25 protein-coding genes are annotated in these 26,721 nt (G+C 60.9%); 13 read left to right on the top strand and 12 right to left on the bottom strand.

Going from position 1 to position 26,721, the window contains the following annotated elements; genetic code table 11:
- Positions 1-435 precede the first annotated feature (435 nt).
- The 3 genes from K0F85_RS19505 to K0F85_RS19495 all read left to right on the top strand — a co-directional run bounded on the left by K0F85_RS19505 (position 436) and on the right by K0F85_RS19495 (position 3,896).
- Positions 436-1,719 carry a sensor histidine kinase gene (locus K0F85_RS19505; protein ID WP_219117595.1) on the top strand — a complete coding sequence of 428 codons (1,284 nt, stop codon included), beginning with the start codon at positions 436-438 and terminating at the stop codon, positions 1,717-1,719.
- Between the two features lie 68 nt (positions 1,720-1,787).
- A complete protein-coding gene (locus tag K0F85_RS19500; RefSeq protein WP_034782231.1) occupies positions 1,788-2,546 on the top strand; it encodes a LytTR family DNA-binding domain-containing protein in 759 nt (252 codons plus the stop codon).
- A 159-nt stretch (positions 2,547-2,705) separates the two neighbouring features.
- The gene (locus K0F85_RS19495; protein ID WP_219117594.1) at positions 2,706-3,896 is read left to right on the top strand and encodes a PAS domain-containing sensor histidine kinase; all 1,191 of its coding nucleotides are present in this window, start codon (positions 2,706-2,708) and stop codon (positions 3,894-3,896) included.
- A gap of 48 nt (positions 3,897-3,944) precedes the next feature.
- Here K0F85_RS19495 and K0F85_RS19490 read toward each other — a convergent pair whose 3' ends face one another.
- The 3 genes from K0F85_RS19490 to K0F85_RS19480 all read right to left on the bottom strand — a co-directional run bounded on the left by K0F85_RS19490 (position 3,945) and on the right by K0F85_RS19480 (position 6,740).
- A complete protein-coding gene (locus K0F85_RS19490; RefSeq protein WP_219117593.1) occupies positions 3,945-4,892 on the bottom strand; it encodes a porin in 948 nt (315 codons plus the stop codon).
- Between the two features lie 194 nt (positions 4,893-5,086).
- Positions 5,087-5,737: a class I SAM-dependent methyltransferase gene (locus K0F85_RS19485; protein ID WP_219117592.1), complete on the bottom strand. Its 651-nt coding sequence runs from the start codon at positions 5,735-5,737 to the stop codon at positions 5,087-5,089.
- Between the two features lie 61 nt (positions 5,738-5,798).
- Positions 5,799-6,740, bottom strand: coding sequence for a CysB family HTH-type transcriptional regulator (locus tag K0F85_RS19480; RefSeq protein WP_034751505.1), 942 nt, complete (start codon positions 6,738-6,740; stop codon positions 5,799-5,801).
- A 160-nt stretch (positions 6,741-6,900) separates the two neighbouring features.
- Between K0F85_RS19480 and K0F85_RS19475 the strand changes: the two genes are divergently transcribed.
- The 8 genes from K0F85_RS19475 (at position 6,901) to K0F85_RS19440 (ending at position 14,670) form a co-directional block, all read left to right on the top strand.
- On the top strand, positions 6,901-7,674 hold the full coding sequence (locus tag K0F85_RS19475) for a sulfite exporter TauE/SafE family protein (protein WP_219117591.1): 774 nt from the start codon (positions 6,901-6,903) through the stop codon (positions 7,672-7,674).
- Positions 7,675-7,755: 81 nt separating this feature from the next.
- On the top strand, positions 7,756-9,444 hold the full coding sequence (locus K0F85_RS19470; RefSeq protein WP_219117590.1) for a nitrite/sulfite reductase: 1,689 nt from the start codon (positions 7,756-7,758) through the stop codon (positions 9,442-9,444).
- Complete coding sequence (locus tag K0F85_RS19465) at positions 9,437-9,997, top strand: DUF934 domain-containing protein (protein WP_219117589.1); 561 nt, start codon at positions 9,437-9,439, stop codon at positions 9,995-9,997. The genes K0F85_RS19470 and K0F85_RS19465 overlap by 8 nt, the downstream gene beginning before the upstream one ends.
- Positions 9,998-10,006: 9 nt before the next feature.
- Entirely contained in the window at positions 10,007-10,723 is a 717-nt protein-coding gene (locus tag K0F85_RS19460) for a phosphoadenylyl-sulfate reductase (RefSeq protein ID WP_219117588.1), read from the top strand.
- A gap of 40 nt (positions 10,724-10,763) precedes the next feature.
- Positions 10,764-11,675: a sulfate adenylyltransferase subunit CysD gene (cysD, locus tag K0F85_RS19455; RefSeq protein WP_133993663.1), complete on the top strand. Its 912-nt coding sequence runs from the start codon at positions 10,764-10,766 to the stop codon at positions 11,673-11,675.
- Positions 11,675-12,994, top strand: coding sequence for a sulfate adenylyltransferase subunit 1 (locus tag K0F85_RS19450; protein ID WP_219117587.1), 1,320 nt, complete (start codon positions 11,675-11,677; stop codon positions 12,992-12,994). The genes cysD and K0F85_RS19450 overlap by 1 nt, the downstream gene beginning before the upstream one ends.
- A gap of 11 nt (positions 12,995-13,005) precedes the next feature.
- Entirely contained in the window at positions 13,006-13,770 is a 765-nt protein-coding gene (cobA, locus tag K0F85_RS19445) for a uroporphyrinogen-III C-methyltransferase (RefSeq protein WP_219117586.1), read from the top strand.
- A gap of 249 nt (positions 13,771-14,019) precedes the next feature.
- Complete coding sequence (locus K0F85_RS19440; RefSeq protein WP_219117585.1) at positions 14,020-14,670, top strand: hypothetical protein; 651 nt, start codon at positions 14,020-14,022, stop codon at positions 14,668-14,670.
- Positions 14,671-14,676: 6 nt separating this feature from the next.
- Here K0F85_RS19440 and K0F85_RS19435 read toward each other — a convergent pair whose 3' ends face one another.
- Genes K0F85_RS19435 through lptF form a run of 4 tightly spaced genes read right to left on the bottom strand, consistent with a single transcriptional unit; the run spans position 14,677 to position 18,357 of the window.
- Positions 14,677-15,642 carry a stealth family protein gene (locus K0F85_RS19435; protein WP_257572891.1) on the bottom strand — a complete coding sequence of 322 codons (966 nt, stop codon included), beginning with the start codon at positions 15,640-15,642 and terminating at the stop codon, positions 14,677-14,679.
- Positions 15,639-16,046 carry a sirohydrochlorin chelatase gene (locus tag K0F85_RS19430; protein ID WP_219117608.1) on the bottom strand — a complete coding sequence of 136 codons (408 nt, stop codon included), beginning with the start codon at positions 16,044-16,046 and terminating at the stop codon, positions 15,639-15,641. The genes K0F85_RS19435 and K0F85_RS19430 overlap by 4 nt, the downstream gene beginning before the upstream one ends.
- Entirely contained in the window at positions 16,046-17,215 is a 1,170-nt protein-coding gene (gene lptG / locus K0F85_RS19425; protein ID WP_219117584.1) for an LPS export ABC transporter permease LptG, read from the bottom strand. The genes K0F85_RS19430 and lptG overlap by 1 nt, the downstream gene beginning before the upstream one ends.
- The gene (gene lptF, locus K0F85_RS19420) at positions 17,212-18,357 is read right to left on the bottom strand and encodes an LPS export ABC transporter permease LptF (protein WP_219117583.1); all 1,146 of its coding nucleotides are present in this window, start codon (positions 18,355-18,357) and stop codon (positions 17,212-17,214) included. Before lptF ends, lptG begins: the two co-directional genes overlap by 4 nt.
- A gap of 67 nt (positions 18,358-18,424) precedes the next feature.
- Between lptF and K0F85_RS19415 the strand changes: the two genes are divergently transcribed.
- Complete coding sequence (locus K0F85_RS19415) at positions 18,425-19,918, top strand: leucyl aminopeptidase (RefSeq protein WP_219117582.1); 1,494 nt, start codon at positions 18,425-18,427, stop codon at positions 19,916-19,918.
- 101 nt (positions 19,919-20,019) lie between these two features.
- Here K0F85_RS19415 and K0F85_RS19410 read toward each other — a convergent pair whose 3' ends face one another.
- From K0F85_RS19410 to K0F85_RS19395, 4 genes are read right to left on the bottom strand one after another with little or no spacing between them, the layout of a single operon-like run.
- The gene (locus K0F85_RS19410; RefSeq protein ID WP_219117581.1) at positions 20,020-20,556 is read right to left on the bottom strand and encodes a hypothetical protein; all 537 of its coding nucleotides are present in this window, start codon (positions 20,554-20,556) and stop codon (positions 20,020-20,022) included.
- Between the two features lie 11 nt (positions 20,557-20,567).
- Positions 20,568-21,038, bottom strand: a complete 471-nt coding sequence (locus K0F85_RS19405) for a CreA family protein (protein ID WP_219117580.1) — start codon at positions 21,036-21,038, stop codon at positions 20,568-20,570.
- Between the two features lie 32 nt (positions 21,039-21,070).
- On the bottom strand, positions 21,071-21,259 hold the full coding sequence (locus K0F85_RS19400) for a DUF1653 domain-containing protein (protein ID WP_034782199.1): 189 nt from the start codon (positions 21,257-21,259) through the stop codon (positions 21,071-21,073).
- A gap of 10 nt (positions 21,260-21,269) precedes the next feature.
- Positions 21,270-21,641, bottom strand: a complete 372-nt coding sequence (locus K0F85_RS19395; RefSeq protein WP_096234395.1) for a hypothetical protein — start codon at positions 21,639-21,641, stop codon at positions 21,270-21,272.
- Positions 21,642-22,210: 569 nt separating this feature from the next.
- On the opposite strand from K0F85_RS19395, the gene xth reads away from it, so the two are divergent.
- Positions 22,211-22,975 (top strand): exodeoxyribonuclease III, encoded by a 765-nt coding sequence (gene xth, locus K0F85_RS19390; protein ID WP_219117579.1) that lies wholly within the window; start codon positions 22,211-22,213, stop codon positions 22,973-22,975.
- Here the strand turns inward: xth and K0F85_RS19385 are convergent.
- Positions 22,972-26,631 carry a bifunctional diguanylate cyclase/phosphodiesterase gene (locus K0F85_RS19385; protein WP_219117578.1) on the bottom strand — a complete coding sequence of 1,220 codons (3,660 nt, stop codon included), beginning with the start codon at positions 26,629-26,631 and terminating at the stop codon, positions 22,972-22,974. The two genes, xth and K0F85_RS19385, sit on opposite strands and share 4 nt — an antisense overlap.
- Positions 26,632-26,721 lie beyond the last annotated feature (90 nt).

Raw genomic sequence — 26,721 nt, 5'->3', positions numbered from 1 at the left:
GCTGCACTTACATCAAATGTCCACACTTATCGACTGTTAATTGTTAAAGAACCGTATTCAGTGCTACTTTCGCGCCATCGACAAAGCGTTGTGTTTGTCAGCTGCGAAGAAGGAAGAGTATGAAGCGTTTGCAGCATTTCGTCAACCTTCTTTTTTCACCCTGCTTTACTCGGCATTTGCATGCGTCGTTCAGCGAGGGGGCGAATTATAGCCCTGCCACGCACGCCTCGCAAGGGCTATTTTACGCAAATGCCCGCCCTCACCGTCCAGCAAGCCTTGTCTTCACTTCAAGCGCCTTTTAGTGCAGCCTGTCGCAATCGGCTGGCGTGTTTCGTGGTCTTTAGGCACAGTGGCAACATCAGACTCTGACGCTACTCAACAAGGGGTTAAACTTGCCCGCTGCGTCGATTAACTCTTGTACTTGAAAGTGCCCCCATGCTTCCGATTTCCAGCCTGCCCCAATTGTTGAAAACCATCCTCGCTTGGTTGCAACGGGCATTCGACGCGACGACGACGTGGGTCACCCAGCTGTCCTGGTGGAAATTTTTCCTGTTCGCCGCGTTGGCCCTGATCGCCGGCTCCATTTTGCAAGATGAACTGTTCTCGTCCAGCCCGGACGAAGAAGTGGTCATCAAGTCGCATAAACGCAGCAGCAAGGGTTCGGGTGAAACCAATATCCTGATCGACGATACGGGCATCCATTTCAATCCCCGCAACAGCAAGAACCGGCGCACCAGCGCGGCCGACGTGGCCAGCGATGCAGCCGAGGCAGATGCACAGGCCAATGCCGTGCCGCCCGAACCGCCGGAACCACCAGCCGCCCCCGCCAAACCCAGCTATCCGGTGACCACCAATGCGTCAGGGGAAGAAGTCCACATTGAATTGCCGCCGCAAATCGGTGAAGAGCTGTCGAACGCCATAGAAGAAGCGGTCGATGATGCGGCAGAACAAAAAGTGTCGCGCTACCATCAGCAAGCCTCGACCTGGTTCAAGAGCTTTGTCTCGCTATTGGTATTGGCCCTGTTTGCCATGAAGGCGCTGGTCGGCGGCAAGAAACGCGCCGAAGCGGAGACTGTCACGGCAAACGAGGCTGCCGAGCGCGAATCCATGCAGCGCCAGCTCAGCGAAGCGAAGATGCAGATGATGCAGGCGCAAGTCGAGCCACACTTCCTGTTCAACACACTTGCCTCCGTCGAGCACCTGATCCAGGTCGATCCTCCGCGCGCGGCCAAGATGCAGCGCAGCCTGATCCAGTACCTGCGCGCCGTGCTGCCGCAAATGCGCGACAACGCCCTGATTACCAATCTGGGCCGCGAAGCGGACATGGTGCAAGCGTACTTGAACTTGCTGAAGATGCGCATGGAAGAACGCCTGACCGTCGATTTCCAGATTCCCGATGGCCTGCGCAGCGCCGCCTTCCCGCCCATGATGCTGCAATCGATGGTGGAAAATGCCATCAAGCACGGCCTGGAAGTCAAACCGGAAGGCGGCACCCTGCGAATCGTGGCGGAAGTGGCGCACAGCAAGCTGCGTGTGACGGTAACCGACGATGGCCTCGGCTTTGGCGTGGTGCCCAGCGATGGCACGGGACTGGGCTTGCCCACCATCCGCGAGCGCCTGAAGCTGCTGCATGGCGATCAGGGCAGCCTGACCATTACGCCAAATCAACCGTCCGGCGTGTGCGCCGTGATCGAAGTGCCATATCAACTGTCCAAATAAGACAGAGTAGTTGATAAAAACGCTAAATCATTGAATAATCAATCTTCGCCTGTTCACACTTGAGACCTATGCCTACCGCTATTATTGCCGACGACGAAAGACTGATGCGCGACCAGCTGCGCTTGCGCCTGGGCCAGGCCTGGCCTGAACTGGAAATCATCGGCGAAGCCAAGAATGGCGACGAAGCGATCGAACTGGTGGAACAACTCAAACCTGACTTTGCCTTCCTCGATATCCGCATGCCGGGCAAGACAGGCATGGAAGCGGCGCAAGTGATAGGCGGCAAGACGCATATCGTCTTCGTCACGGCCTATGACACGCATGCCGTCGAAGCCTTCGAGCGGGGCGCCGTCGACTATGTGCTCAAACCACCCGAGCATGAGCGCTTGCTGGTCACGGTAGAGCGCTTGAAAACGCACTTGAACAAGCCGGCCCTGGACGTCAACAGCAGCGTCACGGCCATGCTGTCGCAGCTGGCAGAAAAAATCACGGCCAAGCCCACCTACCTGCAATGGATACAGGCCAGCATCGGCCAGGATTTGCGCATGATCCCCGTGGAAGAAATTCTGTTCTTCCGTTCTGACGAGAAATACACCTGCGTGCAGACCGCCAAGTATGAGGCGCTGATCCGCAAGCCTGTGCGCGACTTGGCCGAAGAGCTGGACCCTTCGTTGTTCTGGCAAATCCACCGCGCCACCCTGGTCAACGTGAATGCCATCGAAGGCGTGACGCGCGATATCCGCGGCCGCCATCTGGTGCTCATCAAAGGCAAGTCCGACAAGCTCGAAGTGAGCCGCAGCTTCCTGCACCTGTTCAAGCAAATGTAAGTGTCTCGCCGCCGCCCGGCCCAGGCCGGCGCGGCGCATGACTCTCTTCTTTTCACTTCCTGCGCCACATCAAGCCGCGCCGCGCCAACAGGCATAGGCTGCATGACATCCCGTTCGCCATTTCTGCCCTGCCTTCGTTACGTTCGCAAGGAGAACCCCATGCCTGACCGAGGCAGTTCCACGCTGCTGCGCATCCTGCCACTGGGCATGGCGGCGACGCTGTTGCTGTGCTTGTTTCCGCCACTGAAAGCCCGCCGGCAACGGCAGGCGCGTGGCCAAGCCATCATCGACAGCGCCAGCGAAGCCATCATCAGCATCGACAGCGGGCAAATCATCCTGCATGCGAACGCGGCGGCAGCCAGATTGTTCGATGGCACGCCGGCCAGCATGCGCGGCATGTGCCTGGGCCAATACATCCTGCGCGACTTGCGTACCCTGGACGGCCCGGGCAAGCACGATGGCGATCCACCGTTTGGCGACATCAACCAGAAGGTGCGCCTGACGGGTCGGCGCGCCACCGATTACACCCTGACCGGGCGGCGCAGCGATGGCGCCATGTTTCCTCTCGAAGGCTCGCTCTCGAGAATACAGGAGGACGGCCATAGCGTATTTACCATCATCGTGCGCGACATCAGTGCGCGCCAGCAGATGCATGAGCAGTTGGCGCGCTCCTTTTCACAACTGCGTGAATTATCGAGCGCGCTGCAAACCATCCGCGAAGAAGAGCGCAAGCATATCGCGCGCGAACTGCATGATGACCTGGGGCAGTTGCTAGCCACCTTGCGGGGCGACCTGACGCTTGCGCGCCAGCACATGGATACTACCTTGCCCCTGCAAGCGTTGCTGCATAGCATGGACGGCTTGCTCGTAACGGCCATCACCTCGCTGCGGCGCATCGCCAGCAACCTGCGTCCGCGCGCGCTCGATGAAGGGGGATTGTATTTTTCACTACAAAAACTGCGCCACGACTTCCTGCTGCGCCGCCCCGTGCATTTTGACTTGCTGGCCGACGAGACCGACCTCGTGCTCGACGACGCGCGCAGCACGGCCATCTACCGCATCGTGCAAGAGGCGCTGACGAATATCGCGCGCCATGCCGAAGCGAACAACATCACCATCGCCCTGCATCGCATCGATTCCTCGCTTGCGATCACCATCCAGGATGATGGCCGCGGCATTGCCGAACACGAGCTGGAAAAAGCCGCTGCACTGGGACTGCTGGGCATGCGCGAACGGGTGTGGGGCTTGAAGGGCAGCATCCATATTGGCGCCGACAATGAACTGGGCGGCACCCGCATCGACATCTCGCTGCCCATGCATGCAGAGGCGGCAGCAGCGCCGATGTCATAGAAAAAGGCGCCCGCAGGCGCCCTTGTCATCCGTCACATCAACCGATGCTTAGAATTTGTGTGCGATACCGACCTGGTACGAGGTCAGCGACTTGACGCGCTCGCGGCCTGCGTAAGCGTACACGTCGGTGCGTTTCGACAGGTGGTAGTCATAGCCAAAGCCAAATTCCTTGATCGTGTCCTTATCTTTGACCTTGTTGTTGCTTTGCTCTTGCTTGCCATACGACACTTTGGCATCGCCGCCGCCAACCGAGTAGTTCAGACCGATCAGGTAGGACTTGTATTCGCCGCTCGTGGCAACCTTGGTGTCGCCTTTCGAATAGGCGGCCGTGATCTTGGCTGGGCCGAATTTATAGCCGCCACCGATGGACCACAGGTCAGCCTTGGCTGCCGTTGCCGTTGCTTGCACGGCCTTTTCGTAGCCGGCGTGCAAGCTGATCGGGCCATTGTCGTACGTTGCCAGACCGATCACGCCAGCATCGGCGCTGTTGACTTCGCTCAACACGTATTGCAGGCTGCCCACGAAACCTTCAAAGCTTGGGCTGTTGTAGGTCACGGCATTGTTGACGCGCGACGTGCCGACGCCCGAGCGCAGCAGGGCTTCATTGTTCTTGCCGACTACGCCGTAGGTGTTGAATGGGTCGACGCGGGCGATGGTGCTATCGACCAGATTCTTGGTGCGGCCCAGGATGGCGGTACCGAAAGCGCCTTTCAAGCCCACATAAGCTTGACGGTCGAACAACACGCCTTTTTGCGCGCCGGTGTCGGCCAGGAATTCACTTTCCAGGTTGAAAATCGCGGACAGGCCGCCACCCAGATCTTCCGTGCCCTTGAAACCGAGGCGCGACGCATTGTTTTCGCGTTCCACGGTCGGCTGGCCCGTGGTCTTGGCAATACCAAGGTCAACCAGACCATACACGGTGACGTTCGATTGCGCTTGCGCCGTAGCTGCCGCGAAGGTGCCGATGATCAATGCTGCCAGAGTAATTTTTTTCACTTGATATTCTCTACATTAGGTTGGACAAGTTGAGCTGCTGCTGAGCTGCTTAGCTGCTGAACCGAATCATGCCCGCCAAATACTTCAACAATATGACATCGACAAGATGTTGCTTTTTGGCACAACACCGTGTCACATAAAAACAACAGGCAAAAAAAAACCGCCCGAGGGCGGTTGATGTTGCCGAGCCGGCCTTATTTCAGGCGGCAGCTCAGCAGCCAGTAGTATTCCAGGCGCTTCATGCGGATTTCGCGGGCCGAGTGGGCAAACTTCTTGCGCAGGTGGCTATCCGACGGGAAATTCTTCAGCACCTCATAGCGCTCGCCCCCCTCCGTCGTGCGGAACTGGTGCGTATTGCCTTCCAGGTCGGTGCGCGCGATCACCGTGCTACTGCCGTCGACATAGGAATTGTCGATCAGCACCAGCAGGATGTCCTTGCCCAGCTTGCTGCGCAATTGCTTCAGGTATTTGTCCTGGTCTTCGCGCTTGACGTGCGACCACCAGAAGCCGGCGAACACGGCCGTGAACTTGCCCAGCAAGTCATCGGGCAAATTGAAGGCATCGAGCTTGGCGAAGGTAACGTTGTCAGGCAAGCCGCGCGCTTGGGCCAGTGCCAGCATTTCATCGTTGAGATCGGTGGCCAGCACGGACTCGGCCGACTCGGCGACCACTTCCGTCCAGTAGCCGGTGCCGCAGGCCAGCTCCAGCACGGTGTGGCCTTCCAGCACGTCGGCGACCTTGTCGCGCAACACTTCCAGGTCGTCCTGGCGTTCGGGCTTGTCATAGACGCGCTCGTACTGCTGCGCGATGGTGGCGTAATATTTGGCAAGCTGATCGGTAATCATTGTTTCTTCTCTTCTTAAATAATCTTGGCCAGGCAACTCGCCCGGCCGACTTCCTGCATTGTTAGAGTTCGTAGTGCTCTTTATCACCACTCATCGCCTGCTCGATGAGCTTGCGGTTCAGGGTTGGCGTCAGCAACTCGATAAAGGTATAAATATAACTGCGCAAATACGCGCCTTGCTTGACGGCCACGCGCGACACATTCATGCCGAACAGGTGGCCGACAGGGATGGCGCGCAAGCCTTTGTCGCGCTCGGCATCGAAGGCCATACCCGCTATGATACCAATCCCCATGCCCAACTCGACATAAGTCTTGATGACGTCCGCATCGATGGCTTCGAGCAAGATGTCCGGCTTCAGGCCGCGCAGCACGAAAGCATGGTCGATCTTGTTGCGTCCGGCGAACGCGCTGTCATAGGTAATCAGGGGGAAAGCGGCGATTTCTTCCAGGGTCACGGACTTCGACTTGAGCAGCGGATGGTCGACCGGCACCACCACCACGTGCTCCCATTGATAACATGGCAAGGTGATCAAGCCATCGATGGCGGCGATCGATTCCGTGGCGATGGCCAGATCGGCCTGGTCGCGCTGCACCATCTCTGCGATCTGGCGCGGATTTCCTTGCAGCAATGATAATCTCACCTTCGGGAACTTCAGCATGAAGGCTTGCACGACCTTGGGCAAGGTGTAGCGCGCCTGCGTATGCGTGGTGGCAATGGTAAAGCTGCCGCTGTCCTGCGCCGCGAACTCCTTGCCGATGCGCTTCATGCTGTCGATTTCCTGCATGATCAGCTCGACCGATTCCAGCACCAAACGACCCGGCTCCGTCAAGCCGCGGATGCGCTTGCCGTGGCGTGTAAAAATATCCACGCCCAGCTCTTCCTCCAACTCGATGATGGCCTTCGATACGCCCGGTTGCGACGTAAACAAGGCCTTGGCGGCGTCCGTCAGGTTATAGTTCTGCCGGACCGCTTCGCGCACGAAGCGCAGTTGATGAAGATTCATTGCTGGTTTGCCCTAGATTGCCATAATTTGCCGAGTTTCCGCCCTACCCATGATTTTGCATTCATGCATATACGCATATCGCATATAAGCAAATGCGTACTTAGTAGTTTGGAATAAACACTAAGTTTATTACTATTGCGAGTACTTTGGGGGTGCAAGCATGACTTTGTCTTATATAGTCTCAGGATTTGCCGTAGGATTACTCGTAGGAATGACCGGCGTGGGCGGCGGCTCGCTGATGACGCCGCTGTTGACCCTGCTGTTTGGCGTACCGCCTTCCGTGGCGGTGGGCACAGACCTGGCGTTCGCCTCGATCACCAAGAGCGCCGGCACCCTGACGCACCGCCTGCGTGGCACCGTCCGCTGGGATATCGTCAAGCGCCTGTGCATGGGCGCCCTGCCCGCCGCCGTCATCGCTACCCTGGCGCTGAAATCGTTCGGCACCCTGTCACCGGAAATCGGCCAGATCATCCGTTACTCGATCGCCGCCTCCGTGCTGCTGACCGTCGTGGCACTCATCTTCAAGGGCCGCATGCTGGCCTGGATCAACGCGCACCCCGAGAAACAATTGCAAGGCAAGCAGCTTACTGCCGCGACCATCATCGCCGGCGCCGTGCTGGGCGTGCTGGTGACGGTATCGTCGATCGGCGCCGGCGCCATCGGCGCGACCCTGCTGGTGATGCTGTATCCACGCATGAGCTCGGCAGAAGTGGCGGGCACCGATATCGCCTACGCCGTGCCCCTGACTGCCATCGCCGCCCTGGGCCACTGGTGGCTCGGTTCCATCCACTGGGAATTGCTGGCCTCGCTGCTGGTCGGCTCCCTGCCGGGCATCACGCTCGGTTCCTGGGTCGCCCGCTCCGTGCCGGAAAAATTTCTACGCGTGCTGCTGGCCCTGACCTTGACCGGCGTGGCAGTGAAGCTAATCTATTAGTGACAGAACAAGTGACAAGAGCAGTATCAAGAACATAATCCCAGGCAATCTTCCAGCACCCCGGCTTTTTTAGGAATTGATATGTACCATTACGATCAGTACGACCACCTCATCATCAAAGAACGTATCGCCCAGTACCGAGACCAGGTTGCGCGCCGTATCGCCAATGAACTGACAGAGGAAGAGTTCATTCCGCTGCGCCTGCAGAACGGCCTGTACATGCAACGCCACGCCTACATGCTGCGCATCGCCGTGCCGTACGGCTTGCTGTCGGCCAAGCAGATGCGCATGTTCGCGCACATCGCGCGCAAGTATGACCGCGGCTATGGCCACTTCACCACGCGCCAGAATATCCAGTTCAACTGGATCGAACTGGAACAGACTCCCGATATCCTGACCGACCTGGCTTCCGTGGAAATGCACGCGATCCAGACTTCCGGCAACTGTATCCGTAATACAACATCAGACCCCTACGCCGGCGTCGCCGCCGATGAAATCATCGATCCGCGCCCGTACGCGGAAGTGTTGCGCCAGTGGAGCACCTTCCACCCGGAATTCATCGCCCTGCCGCGTAAATTCAAGGTCGCCATCAATGGCGCCGAGGAAGACCGCGCCGCCATCGCCGTGCACGATATCGGCTTGACGGCCGTGCGCAACGCGGCTGGCGAAGTGGGCTTCAAGGTGATGGCTGGCGGCGGCATGGGCCGCACGCCGATTCTGGGCAGCGTCGTGCGCGACTTTTTACCATGGCAGCACTTGCTGACGTACATCCAGGCCATCATGCGCGTGTACAACTTGCACGGCCGCCGCGACAACAAATACAAGGCGCGCATCAAGATTCTGTTGAAAGCCATCGGCGTGGAAGAATTCACGCGCCAGGTGGAAGCAGAGTGGGTCGATTTGAAGGATGGGCCTGAAACCTTGACGGCAGAGGAAATGCAGCGCGTAGCAGACTTTTTCAATCCACCTGCCTACCTTGCCCTGCCGGAACTCGACTACCAGGCGGAACACGCGGACAACAAGGCCTATGTAAATTGGCTGGCGCGCAATGTCAAGCCGCACCAGCGCCCCGGCTACGTGGCCGTGGTGCTGTCGCTGAAGAAAACGGGCGTGCCGCCGGGCGACGCGACGGCCGAGCAAATCGATTTCGTGGCCGACCTGGCCGACCGCTACAGCTTTGGCGAACTGCGCGTGACGCATGAGCAAAACCTGGTGCTGGCCGACGTCGAGCAATCGAAACTGTTCAAGCTGTGGCAGGAAGCCAAGGCGCACGGCCTGGCCACGCCGAACATCGGTTTGCTGACCGACATGATCTGCTGCCCTGGCGGCGATTTCTGCTCGCTGGCGAACGCCAAGTCGCTGCCGATCGCGGCCGCCATTGCCGAACGCTTCGACAGCATCGATTTCCAGCACGACATCGGCGAGATCGAACTGAATATTTCCGGCTGCATCAATGCCTGCGGCCACCATCACGTGGGCAGCATCGGCATCCTCGGCGTCGACAAGGATGGCAGCGAATGGTATCAAGTGTCGATAGGCGGCGCGCAGGGCAACAATGCCGCCATCGGCAAGATCATCGGACCATCGTTCTCGTCCCTGCAGATGCCTGAAGTCATCGGCCGCCTGCTGCACGTCTACGTGCGCGACCGCCATGAAGGCGAGCGCTTCGTCGACACGGCCCAGCGCCTGGGCCTGGCGCCGTTCAAGGAACATGTCTATGCAACGCCGATCACGGTCGGCAACCTGGTGGGAGAGGACGAATATGTTTGAAGTACGCGAAGAGATCATCAAGAACGCTGCCGTGGTGCCGAACACCTGGGGCTTGCTGCGCCTCGATGAAACCGAGACGCCGGAAACGGTCGTCGTGCCTGCCGGCAAGGTCATCGTGCCACTGCCCGTATGGCTGGCCCAGCGCGAGACCCTGGCCGCGCGCCTGCCCGACATCGGCGTCTGGCTGGCCAGCGACGAACGCCCGGAAGACCTGGCGGCCGACGTGGCGCAACTGCCACTCATCGGCGTGGACTTCCCGAAATTCACGGATGGCCGCGGCTATTCCATCGCCTTCAACCTGCGCGCCCGCCTGGGTTTCCGGGGTGAATTGCGCGCCATCGGCGACGTGCTGCGCGACCAGCTGTTTTCCATGCACCGCGTCGGCTTCGATGCGTATGCGACGCGCCCCGACCGCAGCATCCATGACGCCCTGAAAGGTTTGTCTGTCTTTTCGGAAACCTACCAAGCGTCTTGGGATCAAAAATCGCCGCTGTTCCGCCGCCACCAGCGCGAAGGCCAGAATCCTGACCTCGACAACGCAGCGGGCATCTGAGGAACCATCATGAGCGATTTGACTTCTTTAATTGACGCCACCGAGCAAACGCTGACACGCATCGCCGCGGAGTTTTCGCCGGCCGTGTTCGCGTCCAGCCTGGCAGCCGAAGACATGGTGCTGACCGATATGATTCTCAAGGCGAAGCTGCCCATCGGCATCTTTTCCCTGGAAACAGGCCGGCTGCACCAGGAAACGCTGGCCGTGCTCGACAAGGTCAAGGCCCGCTACGACCACGACATCACCTTGTATCGCCCGCAGCCGGAAGCGGTGGCCGCCTACGTGGAACAAAACGGTCTCAATGCCTTTTATGACAGCGTCGAGATGCGCCGCGAATGCTGCCGTATCCGCAAGGTCGAGCCACTGGGCCGCGCCCTGGCCGGCAACAAGGCCTGGGTGACGGGACAACGCCGCGCGCAGTCCAGCACGCGCGCCGAACTGCATGTGCAGGAAGACGATGCGGCCCACGCCATGACGAAATTCAATCCGCTGGCCGACTGGTCGGAAGAAGACGTGTGGGCGTATATCCGCGCCAACGACGTGCCCTACAATGCACTGCACGACCAGGGCTACCCGTCGATCGGCTGCGAACCGTGTACGCGCGCCGTCCAGCCGGGCGAAGATGTGCGGGCCGGGCGTTGGTGGTGGGAAAATCCGGACTCCAAGGAATGCGGCCTGCACATGGTGGACGGCAAATTGATACGCATCAAATCCGTGGCAGCCTGAACAGACACAACAGACTCAGCAGAACAAGAAAGCACCCCATATGAGCAATATTTTGAACCAGCGTCACCTCGACAGCCTTGAATCGGAAGCCATCCACATCATGCGCGAAGTGGCGGCCGAATCGGCCAACCCTGCGCTGCTGTTTTCCGGCGGCAAGGATTCCGTCGTCCTGCTGCGCCTGGCCGAGAAAGCCTTCCGCCCAGGCAAGTTTCCATTCCCCCTCGTGCATATCGACACGGGCCACAATTTCCCTGAAGTTATCACTTTCCGCGACAAGAAAGTGGCCGAACTGGGCGAGCGCCTGATCGTCGGTTCCGTGGAAGACTCGATCCAGCGCGGCACCGTGCGCCTGCGCAACCCGGCCACGGACTCGCGCAATGCGGCGCAAGCCGTGACCTTGCTGGAAACCATCGCGGAACATAAATTTGACGCCTGCATTGGCGGCGCCCGCCGCGATGAAGAGAAGGCCCGCGCCAAGGAGCGCATCTTTTCCTTCCGCGACGAATTCGGTGCCTGGGACCCGAAAGCCCAGCGTCCGGAACTGTGGGACCTGTATAACACGCGCGTGCATCCCGGTGAAAACATGCGCGTCTTTCCGATTTCGAACTGGACCGAACTGGACGTGTGGCAATACATCGCCCGTGAAAAATTGGAATTGCCGCCGATCTACTTCGCGCACGAGCGCCAGGTGATCCCGCGCAACGGTTTGCTCGTGCCACTGACGGATCTGACGCCGCCGCGCGAAGGCGAAACGGTGGAAACACAAGTCGTGCGCTTCCGCACGGTGGGCGATATCTCGTGCACCTGCCCCGTGTCCTCCGATGCGGCGACGGTGGACGCCATCATCGCCGAAACGGCAATCACGCAAATCACGGAGCGGGGCGCCACCCGCATGGACGACCAGACTTCCGAAGCCTCGATGGAAAAACGCAAGAAAGCAGGGTATTTCTAATGAACGCAGCACTCTCCAACACCACTTTGACCGATAGCCTGGAGCGCGGCATGTTGCGTTTCATCACGGCCGGTTCCGTCGATGACGGCAAGAGCACCCTGATCGGCCGTTTGCTGTTCGACAGCAAGGGCATCTTCGCCGACCAGCTCGACGCCATGTCGCGCTCCAAGCACAAGCGCACGGTGGGCGACACGGTCGACCTGTCGCTGCTGACGGACGGCCTGGAAGCGGAGCGCGAGCAAGGCATCACCATCGACGTGGCCTACCGTTACTTTGCCACGCCAAAACGCAAATTCATCATCGCCGACACGCCGGGCCACGAGCAGTACACGCGCAACATGGTCACGGGCGCCTCGACGGCCGATGCCGTCATCATCCTGATCGACGTGTCAAAAGTCAAACTGGGAGACGACGGCAGCGTGGAACTGTTGATCCAGACCAAGCGCCATTCGACCATCGCCCACCTGCTGCAGATCGAGCACGTGGTCGTCGCCGTCAACAAGATGGACTTGGTTGACTACGATGAAACGGTATACAAGCGCATCGTCGCCGCCTACCGCGAGTTCGCCCAGTCGCTGGGCTTGAAGGACATCACACCGATCCCGCTGTCCGCCTTGACGGGTGACAACGTCGTCGAACGCGGTGACAAGCTGGGCTGGTACACGGGCCCGACCCTGATCGAGCTGCTTGAATCCTTGTCCGTCTACGACGAATCGCACGACACGCCATTGCGTTTCCCGGTGCAACTGGTGGCGCGCCACAACGGCCACGAAGCGAACGATTTCCGCGGCTACATGGGCCGCATCGAGGCCGGCAAGGTCAGCATCGGCGACACCCTGGTGGTGCAGCCGTCGGGCCAGACGGCCACCGTCAAGGATATCGTCACCCTGGACGGCTCCCTGCAGACGGCCGTGGTGGGCCAGTCCGTGACCTTGCTGCTCAATGAATACCTCGATATCTCGCGCGGCGACTTGCTGGCGAGCAGCGAGCGCCCAGCCACTTTGCTGAAACAGGTAGTGGCCGACGTGTGCTGGTTGTCGGAAGATGCGCTGGACCTGCGCCGCAAGTACTGGATCAAGCACGGCACGAAACAGACGGCGGCAAAAGTGACGGCGATTGAATCGATTCTCGACATCAATACGCAGCAGCGCCATGCGGCCGAAGGCTTGAAACTCAACGATATCGCCCGCATCAGCCTGAACGTGCAGCAGGCGCTGGCGGCCGACGCGTATGCCGATATCCGCGCTACCGGTGCGTTTATCCTGATCGATGAAGTGACCCACCAGACCGTCGCGGCGGGCATGATCCGTCTCGACTGAGGAAGGCAAACATGAACAACTCCCCATCTCTGCCCGGCAAGGTCTACCTGATCGGCGCCGGCCCCGGCGCGCAAGACCTGATGACCTTGCGCGGCGCGCGCCTGCTGGCGCAAGCGGACGTCGTGCTGCACGATGCGCTGGTCACCGAAGAGATGCTGGAGCTGTGCCCCCAGGCGCAAAAGATTCTGGTCGGCAAGCGCTGCGGCCAGTTGTCGACGGCGCAGGCGTTCATCAACAAGCAACTGGTCGACAACGCGCGCAAGCACGCGCTCGTCGTGCGCCTGAAAGGGGGCGACCCCATGCTGTTTGGCCGCGCCGACGAGGAACTGCGCGCGCTGGAAGAATCGGGCATCGCCGTCGAAGTGGTGCCTGGCATTACCACGGCACTGGCGGCGGCCGCCGCCACACAGCAGCCGCTGACCAAGCGGGGCGTGTCGCGCAGCGTGGCATTTTTTACGTCCAGCACGGCGCCGGGCGAACCGGATCAGACGCGCATCCCCGACTGCGATACCCTGGTGCAATACATGGGTGGCCGCGAAGCCATCGCCACGGCGCAGCGCCTGCTGGCCCAGGGTCGCCGTACCGACACCCCTGTGGTGGTGATTGAAAACTGCAGCCGCCCTGACCAGCGCATCGTGCGCCTGACGCTGAGCGCCCTGGCACATGGCCTGGGCGACACCCACGGCCCCGTGCTGGTGATGCTGGGCGACGCCATGGCTGAGCGCGCGCACCAGGCCATCGAAAAAGCGGCGCCCATTCTGGCGCGCCATGCTTGAATAAACACAGCGTATTTTACCGACTTTAAAGTCAGTAACCGACGTCTTCAGAGGAAACATGATAGGATGCTCACGCATCTTTTCTCGAGAATCTATTGCAATATAGCAATAAATTTACGCTGCGCCCCTCCGCCATAGCGCTTGCCTGGCGGCCTCCCGCCTAACGGGAACCACCGGCAATGTCCCCGAAAAAAGCTGCGCCCGCAGGCTGCAATACCGCGCCGCGCAACTTTAGCCTGACGATCACACATGAATTTCACCTCCATGCGCGAAGCCCTGACTTCGCTCAGCCGCAGCAATGTTGGCGTCGCCATCGCTGTACTGGCTAGCATGCTCACCGCCATCGCCCTGTGGACGGTGTTCCCGAATATCGACGATGAAAACCATTTACTGGAATGGCTACAGGCGCTGTTCCTGGCCCTGGCTTGCAGCGTACACGGCGTGCGCGCCTGGCAGGAACCTGAGCGCCAGTCCCTGCGTTTCCTGATGCACGCCGGCTTGTCGGCGCTGATGTTCGGCTTCCTGCTGCGTGAGCTCGACATCGACCAGTTCGGCACGGCGCCCGCTTGGGCACAGGCTGAAAAAGCCCTGCGCGTCGTGGAATTGCTGATCCTGATACGCCTGCTGATCTTCTTCGCGCCACGCGCGCGCAAGGTATTCGCCGCCGTGCCACAGATTTTCAGCATGCGTATCACCATCCTGACCGCCATCGGCGGCTTGCTGATGGTGGCTGGCTGGCCGTTCGACAAGAAAATCTTCCATGGCATGCCGGACGCTTACGCGCTGCTGGGCGAGGAAGTGCTGGAACTGGGTGCCTATTTGCTGCTGTTCCTTGCTTCGCTGGCCGACAGCTCGTTCGCCGCCCGCATCAGCCTGGCGCCGAAAAAGAAAGCGGCTTAAGCGTCTTCAAATTTCAAAGGACGATGGTAGCGGCAGCAGCCGCTGCAAAGTCGCGGCCACGCGCAGCAGGCGCGGGTCGTCATCGTCGGCCTCGTCGCAGGTGTCGTTGATACAGAAAAACGGCAAGCGGCCGAAACGCGCCGTCAACTGCTCCAGCTGCTGCGGCGCATCCACATCGCCGCTGGCGATATGCAGCGGGTCAAGCATGCGCGCCCGCGCCAGCCCCTGATGCACCATCCAGCGCGGCACCAGGTCTGGCAGCAATGCCGGCACCTGCCAGGAGCGGAACACGGTCGCGCGCACGCCGGCAAACATGGCCGGCGCCAGCCCTTCCAGTGTATGCAGCGCGCTTTTCAACAGGGGCCGTGGCGCATGCGCATACAGGCGCGGTTCATGCAGGTAATCGGCATACTGCGCCGACAACCATTGCCGCGACAGGGTGGCGCAATTGACAGGCGCCGCCACGTCGGCGCGCAAGCCCGGTAAATCGGGCTGCAGCGCGCTCTCCGTGAAAACACTCAAGCGCTGGTCCCCTTCCCCGCCAAACCAGAACGCGGGCTCGAACGGCGCGCCAAAAAAGACGTCGTCGTTCAAATACAGGAAGCGTTCGGACAGGCCCGGAATATGGTGCAGATACGATTCGATATGGCCGGAATCGAACACGGGCAGCGAGGCGCCGGGCATCAGGCTGGCATGGTCGATCACCGTCAGGCGCGATGAAGCGCGCAGCCAGGCGGGCACCTGGCGGTCCGTCAGCAGATAAACATGGCCGTGGCCGGGGAAGAAACGCTCGAGCGCGCGCAGGTTGTAGCGCAGTTCGCCGTTGTCACGGTAGCGCCCCGCCACGTTGCCGTGCAGGGCCAGTTGGCCGGGATGCGCCTGCGCCCAGTCGGCATACGCCTGCTGCCGGCGCTTGCGCCAGGCGGGATCGGCGCCGTCGACCCACAGGTAGACGATGTCGATGCCGCTCAAGGAAGAGGGCTGGAGCCTGGCGCCGCCACGCAGTAATCGGCGATGGCAGCGAGCACGCTGGGGTTCTCGCCCACTGCCTCGACCACCTTCAGGCGCAGCTGCGGATGCTGCTGGCGCAGTTCTTCCAGCAACAGCGGCAAGTCGCGCAGCACATGCCCGCCCTGCCCCAGAAACACGGGCACCACGGTGATGTCCAGAATGGCGCCTGCGGGCAGCTCGGCCAGCAGGGTCGCCACCAGCTCGGGCAGGCGTGGCGTCATCAGTTCCAGGAAGGCCAGGTGCACGCTGGTGCCGGGCATGCGCGCCTGGCTCAGGTCGCGCAGACGCTCGAAGGGTGCGGCCCACGATGCGGCGCGCGCGCCATGGGCAAACAAAATCAGTGCCTGTTTCACGTTCGTCTCCATCAATGCCGCTCCACCCACCACAGGGCGCCCAGCGCCAGCAGCAGATACAGGGCGCTCGGCGCCACCGCCGTCAGGAAGGCCGGCCAGGTGCTGAGCAGCCCAAGATGCGAAAACAGGGTATTGACCAGCATGAAGCTCACGCCGATCATGATGCCGATGAATATCTTCAGACTGATGCCGCCGCTGCGCGTATGCATGTAGGCGAACGGCAGCGCCAGCGCCATCAGCACGAAGATGGCCAGCGGATCGATCAGCTTTTTCCAGAAGGCGATGCGGAAACGCTCGGTTTCCTGCTTGTTCTCGGCCAGGTGGCGCGTGTACACGGCCAGTTCGCTGGCCGACATGCGCTCGGGATCGGATGCCGACACCGTCAGGATTTTCGGCGTCACTTCCGACATCATGTCCTTGCTGGCGCTTTGCACCGTGCGCACCAGGCTCGTTTCCTGCCCAAAGTAGTTCGCCAGCTTAGGCTCAAAGCCGGGCGCAGTCGCCGCACTGTTCGAAAACGACGTTTCCGTCACATCGGTCAGGCGCCAGATATTATTGCCCTGATAGGTCGCGCCCTTGGCCACGGTCAGGGTGCGCAAACGCATATCGGTGTCAAATTCATACAGCTTGACGTTTTTCAGCTGGCCGTCCGGACGCGCCTCGCCGACATTGAAAAAGCGCGAACCGGTGACGGTGCCCGTCAGGCCATCGCTCTTGACCATGTCCTTGGTCCACAGGCCGGAGCGAAACTCGCTCGACACGGCCGCGCCGCGCGAAGTGAGCTTGAGGCGTTCGGCCAGCGGTTCCGTGCGCGGCGTGATCAACTCGCCGAAGATGAAGGTGATGACCACGAAGACGATACCGATGCGTAGCAGGAAACCGGCTGCCATCGCCGTCGACATGCTCGATGCGCGCATGATGGTAAATTCGGAACTGGCGGCAAATTGCGCCATCGTATAGATCGTGCCAATCAGCGCCGCAATCGGCATCACTTCGTACACGTGTCCCGGCACCAGCACCAGCACATACAGGAAGGCATACTGGATGGTGTAGCCGTTGCGGCCCACCTTGGGCAGCTCGCCCGTCAGGTCGATAAAGGCTTGCAGTGCCAGGAAGGCCAGCAGCACGAACAGCACGGCCTGGAAGATCGAGACCGCAAAATAGCGCTGTAAAATCTTCATTTCGATGCCGCTTTACTTGGTTTGCCGGCGCGACGCGCGCGCTTGAAAGCCGCCAGCAGGACCAGCGGATGATAGCGGTGATTCACATTCAGGCGCCACGCAAACAGCGCTACCACGGCCAGTGCCGCCAGCAGGTGCAGCGGCCACCAGGCCAGCCCGAAGGTCAGGCGGCCCTGTTTCACGCTCGCTTCGACGACCTTGATCAGGTTGCTATACGTAAAGAAAATCAGCAGGGCGATGATCAGGTTGGTCGAACTGCCGGCACGAGGATTGACAAAGCCCAGCGGAATGGCCAGCAGGATCAGCATCAGGCCGATCAGGGGTGCGCTGACCCGCCACAGCAATTCGGCCATGGTGTAGGGATTGGGCTCGGCGATCAGCGCCATGGTGCTCATGGCGCGCACGCCCAGTTCCGCCCCCAGCTCCTGCTGTTTGCTCTCGATACGCATGATGTACTGTTCGAATTCCATGGTCTGGAAGTCCGCCTGGGTCGGCACGCCCTGGTAGCGGCGGCCGCTCTTGAGCACCAGGAAACGCTCCCCCTTGGCGTCGGTATTGATTACGCCTTCTTTGGCGACGACGACGACGGCGCTGCCTTTTGCATCGACGGTATTGACGAAGACGTTTTGCACCACGTTCTTCTCGCCGCTGACGCCCTCGACGAAAAAGATACGGTTGCTGCCGGCCGATTCGCGGAACTGGCCAGGCGTGACTTTCTGCAGGTCTTCGCGCTTTTCAAAGCGCGCCACATATTCGTCGCTTTTCTTTTGCGCCCACGGCGTGGCGTACAGGCTCAGGACGCCGGTGGCCAGCACCAGCGGCAGGCCGAAGCTGAGCACGGGCCTGATCCAGCGCGACAGGCTCAGGCCGGAGGCGAACCACACCACCATCTCCGACTCCTTGTAGCTGCGGGTGACGACCATCAGCACCGCGATGAAACCCGTGAGGATAAGGATGGTGGGCAGCTGCATCAGCGCGGAAAAAACCATCAGCGACATGACGTCGGACGACGCAATCTTGCCGCCCGCCGCCTTGCCGAGAATACCGATCAGCATCCAGGTGAGCAGGATGCTGAACAAAACAGTGAAGGTGGCCCCGGCGGCACTAGCCAATTCACGTCGAAGGGCACGTTGAAAGATCATTCGGAGTTTATAATTCGGGTCAGTTAGTTGAGTAACACGTTACTAGTAAATGAAAACGGAGAACCAAATGGACTTTAGCATAAAAGCATTCGATACCAAGAGCACCCTCGGCACGGCCAAAAGCGGATGCATCGCGGTTGCGGTATTCGAAAACAAAAAACTGTCGCCAGCGGCAAAATCGCTGGACAGCAAGGGTGCGATTTCGGCTGCGCTGAAGTCCGGCGACATCAGCGGCAAGCCTGGCAGCACTTTGCTGCTGCGCGCAGTCGATGGCGTCGCCGCCGAACGTGTTCTGCTGGTAGGCATGGGCAGCGATGACATGGTCAGCGAAAAAAGCTTCGCTACCGGCGTACAAGCCGCGCTGAAGGCCTTCGGCTCGCTGGGCGCTGCGGACGCCATTATCGCATTACCGCTGCTTGAAGTGAAAGAGCGCGACGTAAATTGGGCAATCCGTTGCGTGGTGCAAGCCGCACATGACAGCGAATACCGCTGCGACTCGCAAAAAAGCAAAAAAGATCCGGCGCCAGCGGGCGTGCGCAAGATCGTCCTGGCGGCGCCAGCAACGGCGGCAACGCGCGGCGCGCTGGCACAAGCCATCGCCATCGCCAACGGCTCCGACCTGACACGCAATCTGGGCGACCTGCCGGCGAACGTCGCCAATCCGACCTACCTGGCCAACACGGCCAAGCAGCTGGCCAAGGATTACAAGTTCGAAGTCGAAGTGCTGGACCGTAAACAGCTCGAAGCGCTGAAAATGGGCAGCTTCCTGTCCGTCACCAACGGCAGCGAACAGCCGCCGAAATTCATCGTCCTGAAACACATGGGCGGCAAGGCCAAGGATGCGCCAGTGGTCCTGGTCGGCAAGGGCATCACCTTCGACACGGGCGGCATTTCAATCAAGGCCGGCCCGGGTATGGATGAAATGAAGTACGACATGTGCGGCGCCGCCTCGGTGCTGGGCACCTTCCGCGCCATCGGCGAAATGAACCTGAAGCTGAACGTCATCGGCGTCATCGCCGCGTGCGAAAACATGCCGTCGGGACGCGCCACCAAGCCGGGCGACATCGTCACCTCCATGAACGGCCTGACCATCGAAGTGCTGAACACGGACGCCGAAGGCCGTCTGGTGCTGTGCGACGCGCTGACCTACGCCGAACGTTTCAAGCCGGCAGCCGTGGTCGATATCGCCACCCTGACGGGCGCTTGCGTCGTCGCCCTGGGCCACCACAACAGCGGCCTGTTTACGCGCAGCGATGCAGCGCATGACCAGTTGGCCAATGAGCTGCTGGCAGCGGGCAAACAGTCCAGCGACACGGCATGGCGCATGCCGATCGAAGAGGCATACAACGAGCAGTTGAAGTCGAACTTCGCCGACCTGGCCAACATCGGTACGCCAGGCGGCGGTTCGGTGACGGCAGCGGCCTTCCTGGAAAACTTCACCAAGAAGTACACCTGGGCACATCTGGATATCGCCGGCACGGCATGGAAATCGGGCGGCTCGAAAGGCGCGACCGGTCGCCCGGTGCCCCTGCTGACGACGTTCCTCATCAACCGGGTCTAAATTGACGCCTTGCCGGTAGCGCCCTGCGCTATCGGCGTCGCGAAATAAAAAAAGCCGCCATGGTCACTGACCTGGCGGCTTTTTCATGCGTGGCGGATGAATCAGTAGACGACGGGATTGGGCAAAGGCGATGGCACCACCTTCGGCTGCACCACCGTTTCCGGCATCGCGGCCGCAGGCGGTTTCACGGCGACGGGCGCAGGCGGCGGCGCCAGGCGCGCGGGGTCTTGCATGACGATGGTCAGGATCGACGGGTAGTCGAAGCCGGCGCCCGTGTTGCGATCGACGAAATAGCCGACGCCCAGGGTCAGGATGACATTGCCCCAGACGCTGCCATTGAGCTTGGGATCGATATGGTCGTCCATCGCGATGGCGGGCGAGCCATGCTTGCGGCAGTCGACCTTTAACGGTTCCTGGCTCTTGCGGATGGTGATGCGTCCGGGCGTGGTGACAAACCACTTTCCCACGTCGTTGCTGAGGATGCAGCCGGCGCCGCTCAGTTCGCGGTTGTCCTGGATGGTTTGCACCAGCACCATCTGCTCGGTGTTGCCCGTCAGCGTGGCGCAGCCGCCCAGGCCAAACAGCAGCAGCGTCCCGGCGGCAAGGGCGGCAAGGGGAGCAGACAGCGGCACACGCATGGGTAGCTCGCTTAACGGACGGGAATCGGCTGGTCGCCGGGCACGGCGACGGCGGTGACGTTGTTTTTCGGGCTGCCTTCGATCAGGCGGTCGGAATAGACGAGGTAGACCAGCGCATTGCGCTTGCTGTCGACCATGCGCACGACGCGCACATGCTTGAAGAAGATCGAGGCACGCTCGCTAAACACTTCTTCCTGGCGCGGCAGCTTGCCCTTGAATTGCAGCGGCCCCACCTGACGGCAAGCCACGGCCGCATCTGCCTTGTCTTCGGCCAGGCCGATGGCACCCTTGATGCCGCCCGTCTTTGCGCGCGACAGATAGCAACTGACGCCTGCGACGCGCGGGTCGTCATACGCTTCGACGACGATCTTGTGGTCAGGGCCGATCAGCTTGAACACCGTGTCGACCGAACCGATGGTTTCGGCATGCGCCGCGGCGCAGGCAAAGCCCAGCACCAATGCGGCAGGCAGCAATTTACGCATGAAACAATCCCGGGCACGCACGCAGGCGGCCATCAGTTGATGGGAGCGAAACGCTGGACCATGACGCCCTCGACTTCGATCAATTGGAAGAACACGTCTTTCGGACGGGTCCAGATGGAACCGTCGGCAGCGCGATACACGATCATCGGCGTCAGATCCGCTTCCAGCGTGGCTTCGCACACCAGTTCATAAATGCCGCCCTTGTAGTGCCGATAACGCATTGCCGTCCCCTCAAGCCGTTGAATCTTCGCTCTTGTCGTCGGCCAGTGCCTTCTGCTTCATCTTCAGGCCCTGGATCACTTTCAGTATGCCTTCCATGCCGGCTGCGCCATCGGCGCCGCTGAAGGCGTCGAGCACCTCATTGAGCACCTTGTTGCGCACGGTCGCTTCATCGGAGGACATTTCCAGCGCACGCTGGGCTTTCGCCGCCTTTTCGGCCGCACTCACGCGCGGCTTGGCAGCCGTCTTGCCATGCGTCAGAGCAGCCTGCCAGATAACCCAGCGGCGCTGGGTCTCGAAAATCAGGTACTCATCCGGTTTGTCTTCTCTTCGCCGCACAATGTGGCCGTCACGCTGCGCCCACGCTTCAAATGCAGTTCGCATTTTCTTCCTTTGCAAATGCTACGCGCAAGTCTCACTATTAAAACTGCAACATTTCAAAATAGTACCATCTATTGATGTCGCAAAACAGTCTCATAGATATAGTACTGCAATTTATATAACAAGTCTGGCGGCGCCAGGGACGGAATTGACGCTCCGTCCACGGCACAGTGGTCATGTAATCGGAATAGCAATTACAACTAATTACAACTGCTTCCTGTTCGGTTCTTAACTTGGCTGTAACAAAGCCGTGTGACACAGTTGTTACATTGCGCCATTTTAGTAGTTTTTATCGCGTTTTAGCGAGAAACTTTACACCTTTGTCGCGTTAAACTGCGAGACGCAGCCTGCCACGCGAGCCACTTATGCAAAATCAAACATATCGCTTAATCAATCATACACAAAAATATAATATTCATGCGCCACGATTGGTTAAATACAAATACTTTATTGACACTCTTTTTTCCTGTGAACAAATAAAGCCGATACGCGACATGCGTGGCAGGACACCGCCGACACGCATGCGGTAAGATTCGCGCCTATCGATACCTATTCAAGCAAGGATTTTTCCCATGAAACTCGCCACCTGGAACGTCAACTCGCTCAAAGTGCGCCTGCCGCAAGTGCTGCAGTGGCTGACAGACAACCCGGTCGACATACTCTGTCTGCAAGAGACCAAGCTCACGGATGACAAGTTCCCCGTCGCCGAAATCGAGGCGGCCGGCTACCAGGTGGTCTTCAGCGGCCAGAAGACCTACAACGGCGTGGCCATCCTGTCGAAGTTGCCGATCACCGACGTGGTAAAGAACAACCCGCGCTATGAAGATGCACAGCAACGCATCCTGGCCGCCACCATAGACGGCGTGCGCGTCGTCTGCGCCTATGTGCCGAACGGCCAAAGCGTCGACTCGGACAAGTACGAATACAAACTGGGCTGGCTGTCCGCCCTGCACGACTGGCTGGCCGAAGAAGCGCAGCAGCATCCGCAACTGGCCGTCGTCGGCGACTACAATATCGCCCCCGACGACCGCGACGTGCACGATCCTGTCGCCTGGGCCGGCCAGGTACTGGTCTCGGACAAGGAACGCGCCGCCCTGCAGCGCCTGTTCGACATCGGCTTGACGGACGCCTTCCGCCTGTTCGAACAGGCAGACAAATCGTTCAGCTGGTGGGATTACCGCCAACTGGGCTTCCGCCTGAACAAGGGCCTGCGCATCGACCATATATTGCTGTCACCACCCCTGAGCGCCCGCTGCACGGCGTGCGTGATCGACCGCGTGCCACGCAAGTGGGAACAGCCGTCCGACCATGCGCCCGTCATCGCTACCATAGACTAAGCAGGCAAGCGTTCCAGCAGCGATTGCGCGTTCGTTGCGGGAATCGGCGCTGAAAACAGATAGCCCTGCGCATAGCGGCAGCCGTTCGCCTGCAGCAGGGCGAACTGCTCTTCCGTCTCCACGCCCTCGGCCACGGTCGACAATTGCAGGCTGTCGGCCAGCGCGATGATGGCCGCCACAATGGCGCGGTCTTCCGCGCTGTGCTCCAGGTCCTTGATGAAGGCGCGATCGATCTTGACCTTCTTCACGGGAAAGCGCTTCAGATAGGCCAGGCTGGAATAGCCGGTGCCGAAATCGTCGATCGACAGACGCAGGCCCATGCCATTGATCTGCCGCAAAATCTCCAGGGTATGCTCGCCGTGCTGCATCAGCGCCGTCTCGGTGATTTCGAATTCCAGCAGCGCCGGATCGATGCCCGTTTCCCGCACCACGGCGCCGATGGCCGCCACCAGGCCCTTGTGCATGAACTGGCGCGGCGACAGGTTCACCGCCAGCGGCACCGGCTGCAAGCCCTGGCGCAGCCAGGCCACGCTTTGTTCGCAAGCACGCCGCATCACCCATTCGCCGACTGGCACGATCAAGCCGTTTTCCTCCATGATGGGGATGAAGTGGTCCGGCAGCACCAGCCCGTGACCGGGGCGGCGCCAGCGCAGCAGCACTTCCATGCTATGCAGGCTGCGCGTGGCGATATCGATAATGGGCTGGAAATACAGCTCGAACTGGTTCTGCGCCAGCGCCGTGCGCAAGCTGCTTTCCAGGTCAAAATGCATGGCCGCCGCCTGGTTCATCGTTTGCGTGAAGAACTGGTAGTTATTGCGGCCATTGCCTTTGGCGTGGTACATGGCCGCGTCGGCATGGCGCATCAGGGCGTCGACATCGCCGCCATCGTCCGGATACACGCAGATGCCGATCGACGGCGTCACATGCAGCACATGGCCGTCGAGCGGAAAGGCCGGTGTCAGCGCCTCGATGATCTTTTCGGCCACGCGCGCCGCCTCGTCGGTGTCGCGGATGCCCGGCACCAGCACGACGAATTCATCACCGCCCAGGCGCGCCACCGTGTCGCTGGCGCGCACCGCGCGGCACAGACGGGCGGCTACTTCCTTGAGCAGCAAATCGCCCGTCATGTGGCCCAGCGAATCGTTGATGGTCTTGAAGCGGTCCAGGTCGATGAACATCACGGCCAGCTTGCGCTCGGAGCGCTGCGAGGCCAGCATGGCCCGCTCCAGGCGATCCGACAGCAGTGCGCGGTTCGGCAAGCCAGTCAGGTTGTCGTGGTAGGCCATGTGGTGCACCCGCGCCTCGGCCTGGCGCCGCTCGGCGATCTCGCCCTGCAGCAGCAGGTTGGCGCCGGCCAGTTCGGCCGTGCGTTCCTGCACGCGCAGCTCCAATTCGTCGCGCGCGCGGCGCACCGCCTCGCCTGCCTCGCGGCGGGCCGTCACGTCGTCGACCAGCCACACGGAACGGCCATGCGCATGCGCCAGGTCAAACGGCCGGCCGGACAGGCGCGCCCAGAAGCGGCTGCCATCCTTGCGCACCAACTGGTATTCCGACATGTGCACCCTGCCCGCGTCGAAATCGCGCGCCGCCTCGTCGCGCGCCGCCTTCCACTCGGCCACGTCCGGATACAAGGCCTGCACCGACAGGCCGTTGATACCCCCGGGGCCATAGCCGAAAAGCTCTTCCATCTTGCTGTTGGCACGCAAATTGTAACCGCCCTCCACCACCGAGATGCCCAGCACCGCGCTGTCGAGGATGGCCTGATTTTCCAGCAAGGCGTTGCGCAAGGACTCTTCGGCGCGCTTGGCTTCCGTGCGATCCTCGATGATCCAGATGGTGCCGGCGGCGGGATCGTCCGGATTGACCACATAGGCGATCAGCTGCGCCCACAGGGTGCTGCCGTCGCGGCGCAGCATTTCCACTTCCGTCTGGAAGGGCTTGGCCACCGACAGGAAGGGAAAGGCCGCCGCCCCCAGCAAGTCGTAGGATTGCTGGGACACATACAGCGCGCGCCCGGGCAGGCCAAGCGCCTCGTCGCCGCTGTAGCCGAACATGGCGGCGAAGCCCAGGTTATAGCGCGTGATCTGCCGGTTCTTGGTATACAGGATGCTGACCGAGGCATTCGTCATGATGGCCGCCACCTCCATCTGCGCCTGGCGGCTGGCCGTGACATCTTCGAGTATCCAGATGGTACCCTGCTCGCTGTGCGCCTGGTCGACGGCCTTGGCGCGTATGCGGCACCAAAAAAGGCTGCCATCGCGACGGCGGAACAGGGCTTCATCCTGCTCGTACGGCAAACCCTGTCCCAGCAGCGGCGTGGCCCGCACGCCAAACTCCTCGTAGGCGGCGGGCGAGGGAAACAGCTCGGCGGCGGGCAAGCCCGTCAATTGCTCCTGTGCGTAGCCGAACATTTCGGCGAAGCGGGGATTGCAGCGCAAGACCAGGCGCGAACGTGAAAACAGGATGCCAACGGAGGCATTGTCGAGGATGGCCTGCTGCTCCAGCATCAACTGGCGCGTGGCCTCCTCGGCCGCCTTCTGCTCGCTGCGATCGTCAAACAGCCAGATCGTGTCGCGCAGCGCGCGCTCGGTCTGGCTCTCCGGGTTCAGTACATAGCCGTACGCCAAGGCCCAAAAAGTGGAGCCGTCGCGGCGGCGCATCTCCATCTCGCCCTGGAACGGCAGTCCGCGCAGCAGCAGGGGGGCCGCTTGCCGCACCACGTTTTCATAGGCCGCGCGCGACGGGTACAGGTCGGCGACGGCCAGGCCCACGCCGCTATCGCCATCAAAGCCGAAGCATTCGGCAAAGCGCCGGTTGTAGCGCAGCACGCCCTTGTCGCGCTGAAAACCGATGGCCAGCGGCGCGTTGTCCATCACGGCCTGCATTTCCAGCATGGCCCGGCGCAACTGGTCTTCATCGCGCCGGTGGTCGCTGATATCTTCGATGATCCATACCGTGCCGTCATGCGTATGCAGGGGATCGACGGCGCGCCCGTGCAGCCGCGCCCAGAACAGCGTGCCGTCCTGGCGCCGCAATTCCAGTTCCGTGCGGTACGGCTTGCCTTTGGAAAGCAGCGGCGCCGCTTCCAGCCCCAGGAGGCGGCAATGCTCGGCCGAGCGGTACAGCACCGCGCCCGGCATGCCCGTCAACTGGTGGCGCGCATAGCCCAGCATCTCGGCGGCGCGGATATTGCAATCCTCGATGAAGCCGCCCCTGGAAAATATGATGCCGACGGCAGCGCTTTCCAGGATGGCCTGCTGTTCCAGCAAGGTCTTGCGCAAAGCTTGCTGGTCGCGCTGCTGCACGCTGATGTCGGCGAAGACCAGGGTCGCGCCCGGCAAGCCATCGTCCGCCGGCAGCGGCTTGGCCCATACCTGCACGGCGATGGCGCCCGCCCTGCCTTCCAGGCTGCTGTCCCAGTGACGCTCGCGCCCGGCAGCGCCCAGCGCGCCACGCAGCATGCTCGCGCTCGACACGCGGTAGGCGGCGCTGAAACTGTCTGCCAGCGGCAGGCCCGACACATCTCTGCCCAGCAAGGTTCCCAAGGCGCCATTCACCGCCACCACCATGCCGCAGGCATCGCAGGCGCATGCCGGCAAGGCGATCAACTGCAAGGCATCGGCGATGAAAGCGGGACTGGTCAGTACACGGTTCATGGACACCATGGATGGTTGAAGGCTAAGTGAACATACGCCTGAGCAAAAAACGCTGTCAAGCCGCATGCTGCTGATAGATCATAAACCAGT

Source organism: Janthinobacterium sp. UMAB-56, from assembly GCF_900095265.1.
Lineage (GTDB): Bacteria > Pseudomonadota > Gammaproteobacteria > Burkholderiales > Burkholderiaceae_D > Janthinobacterium.
This window is presented reverse-complemented; position numbering and strand designations above follow the sequence as displayed.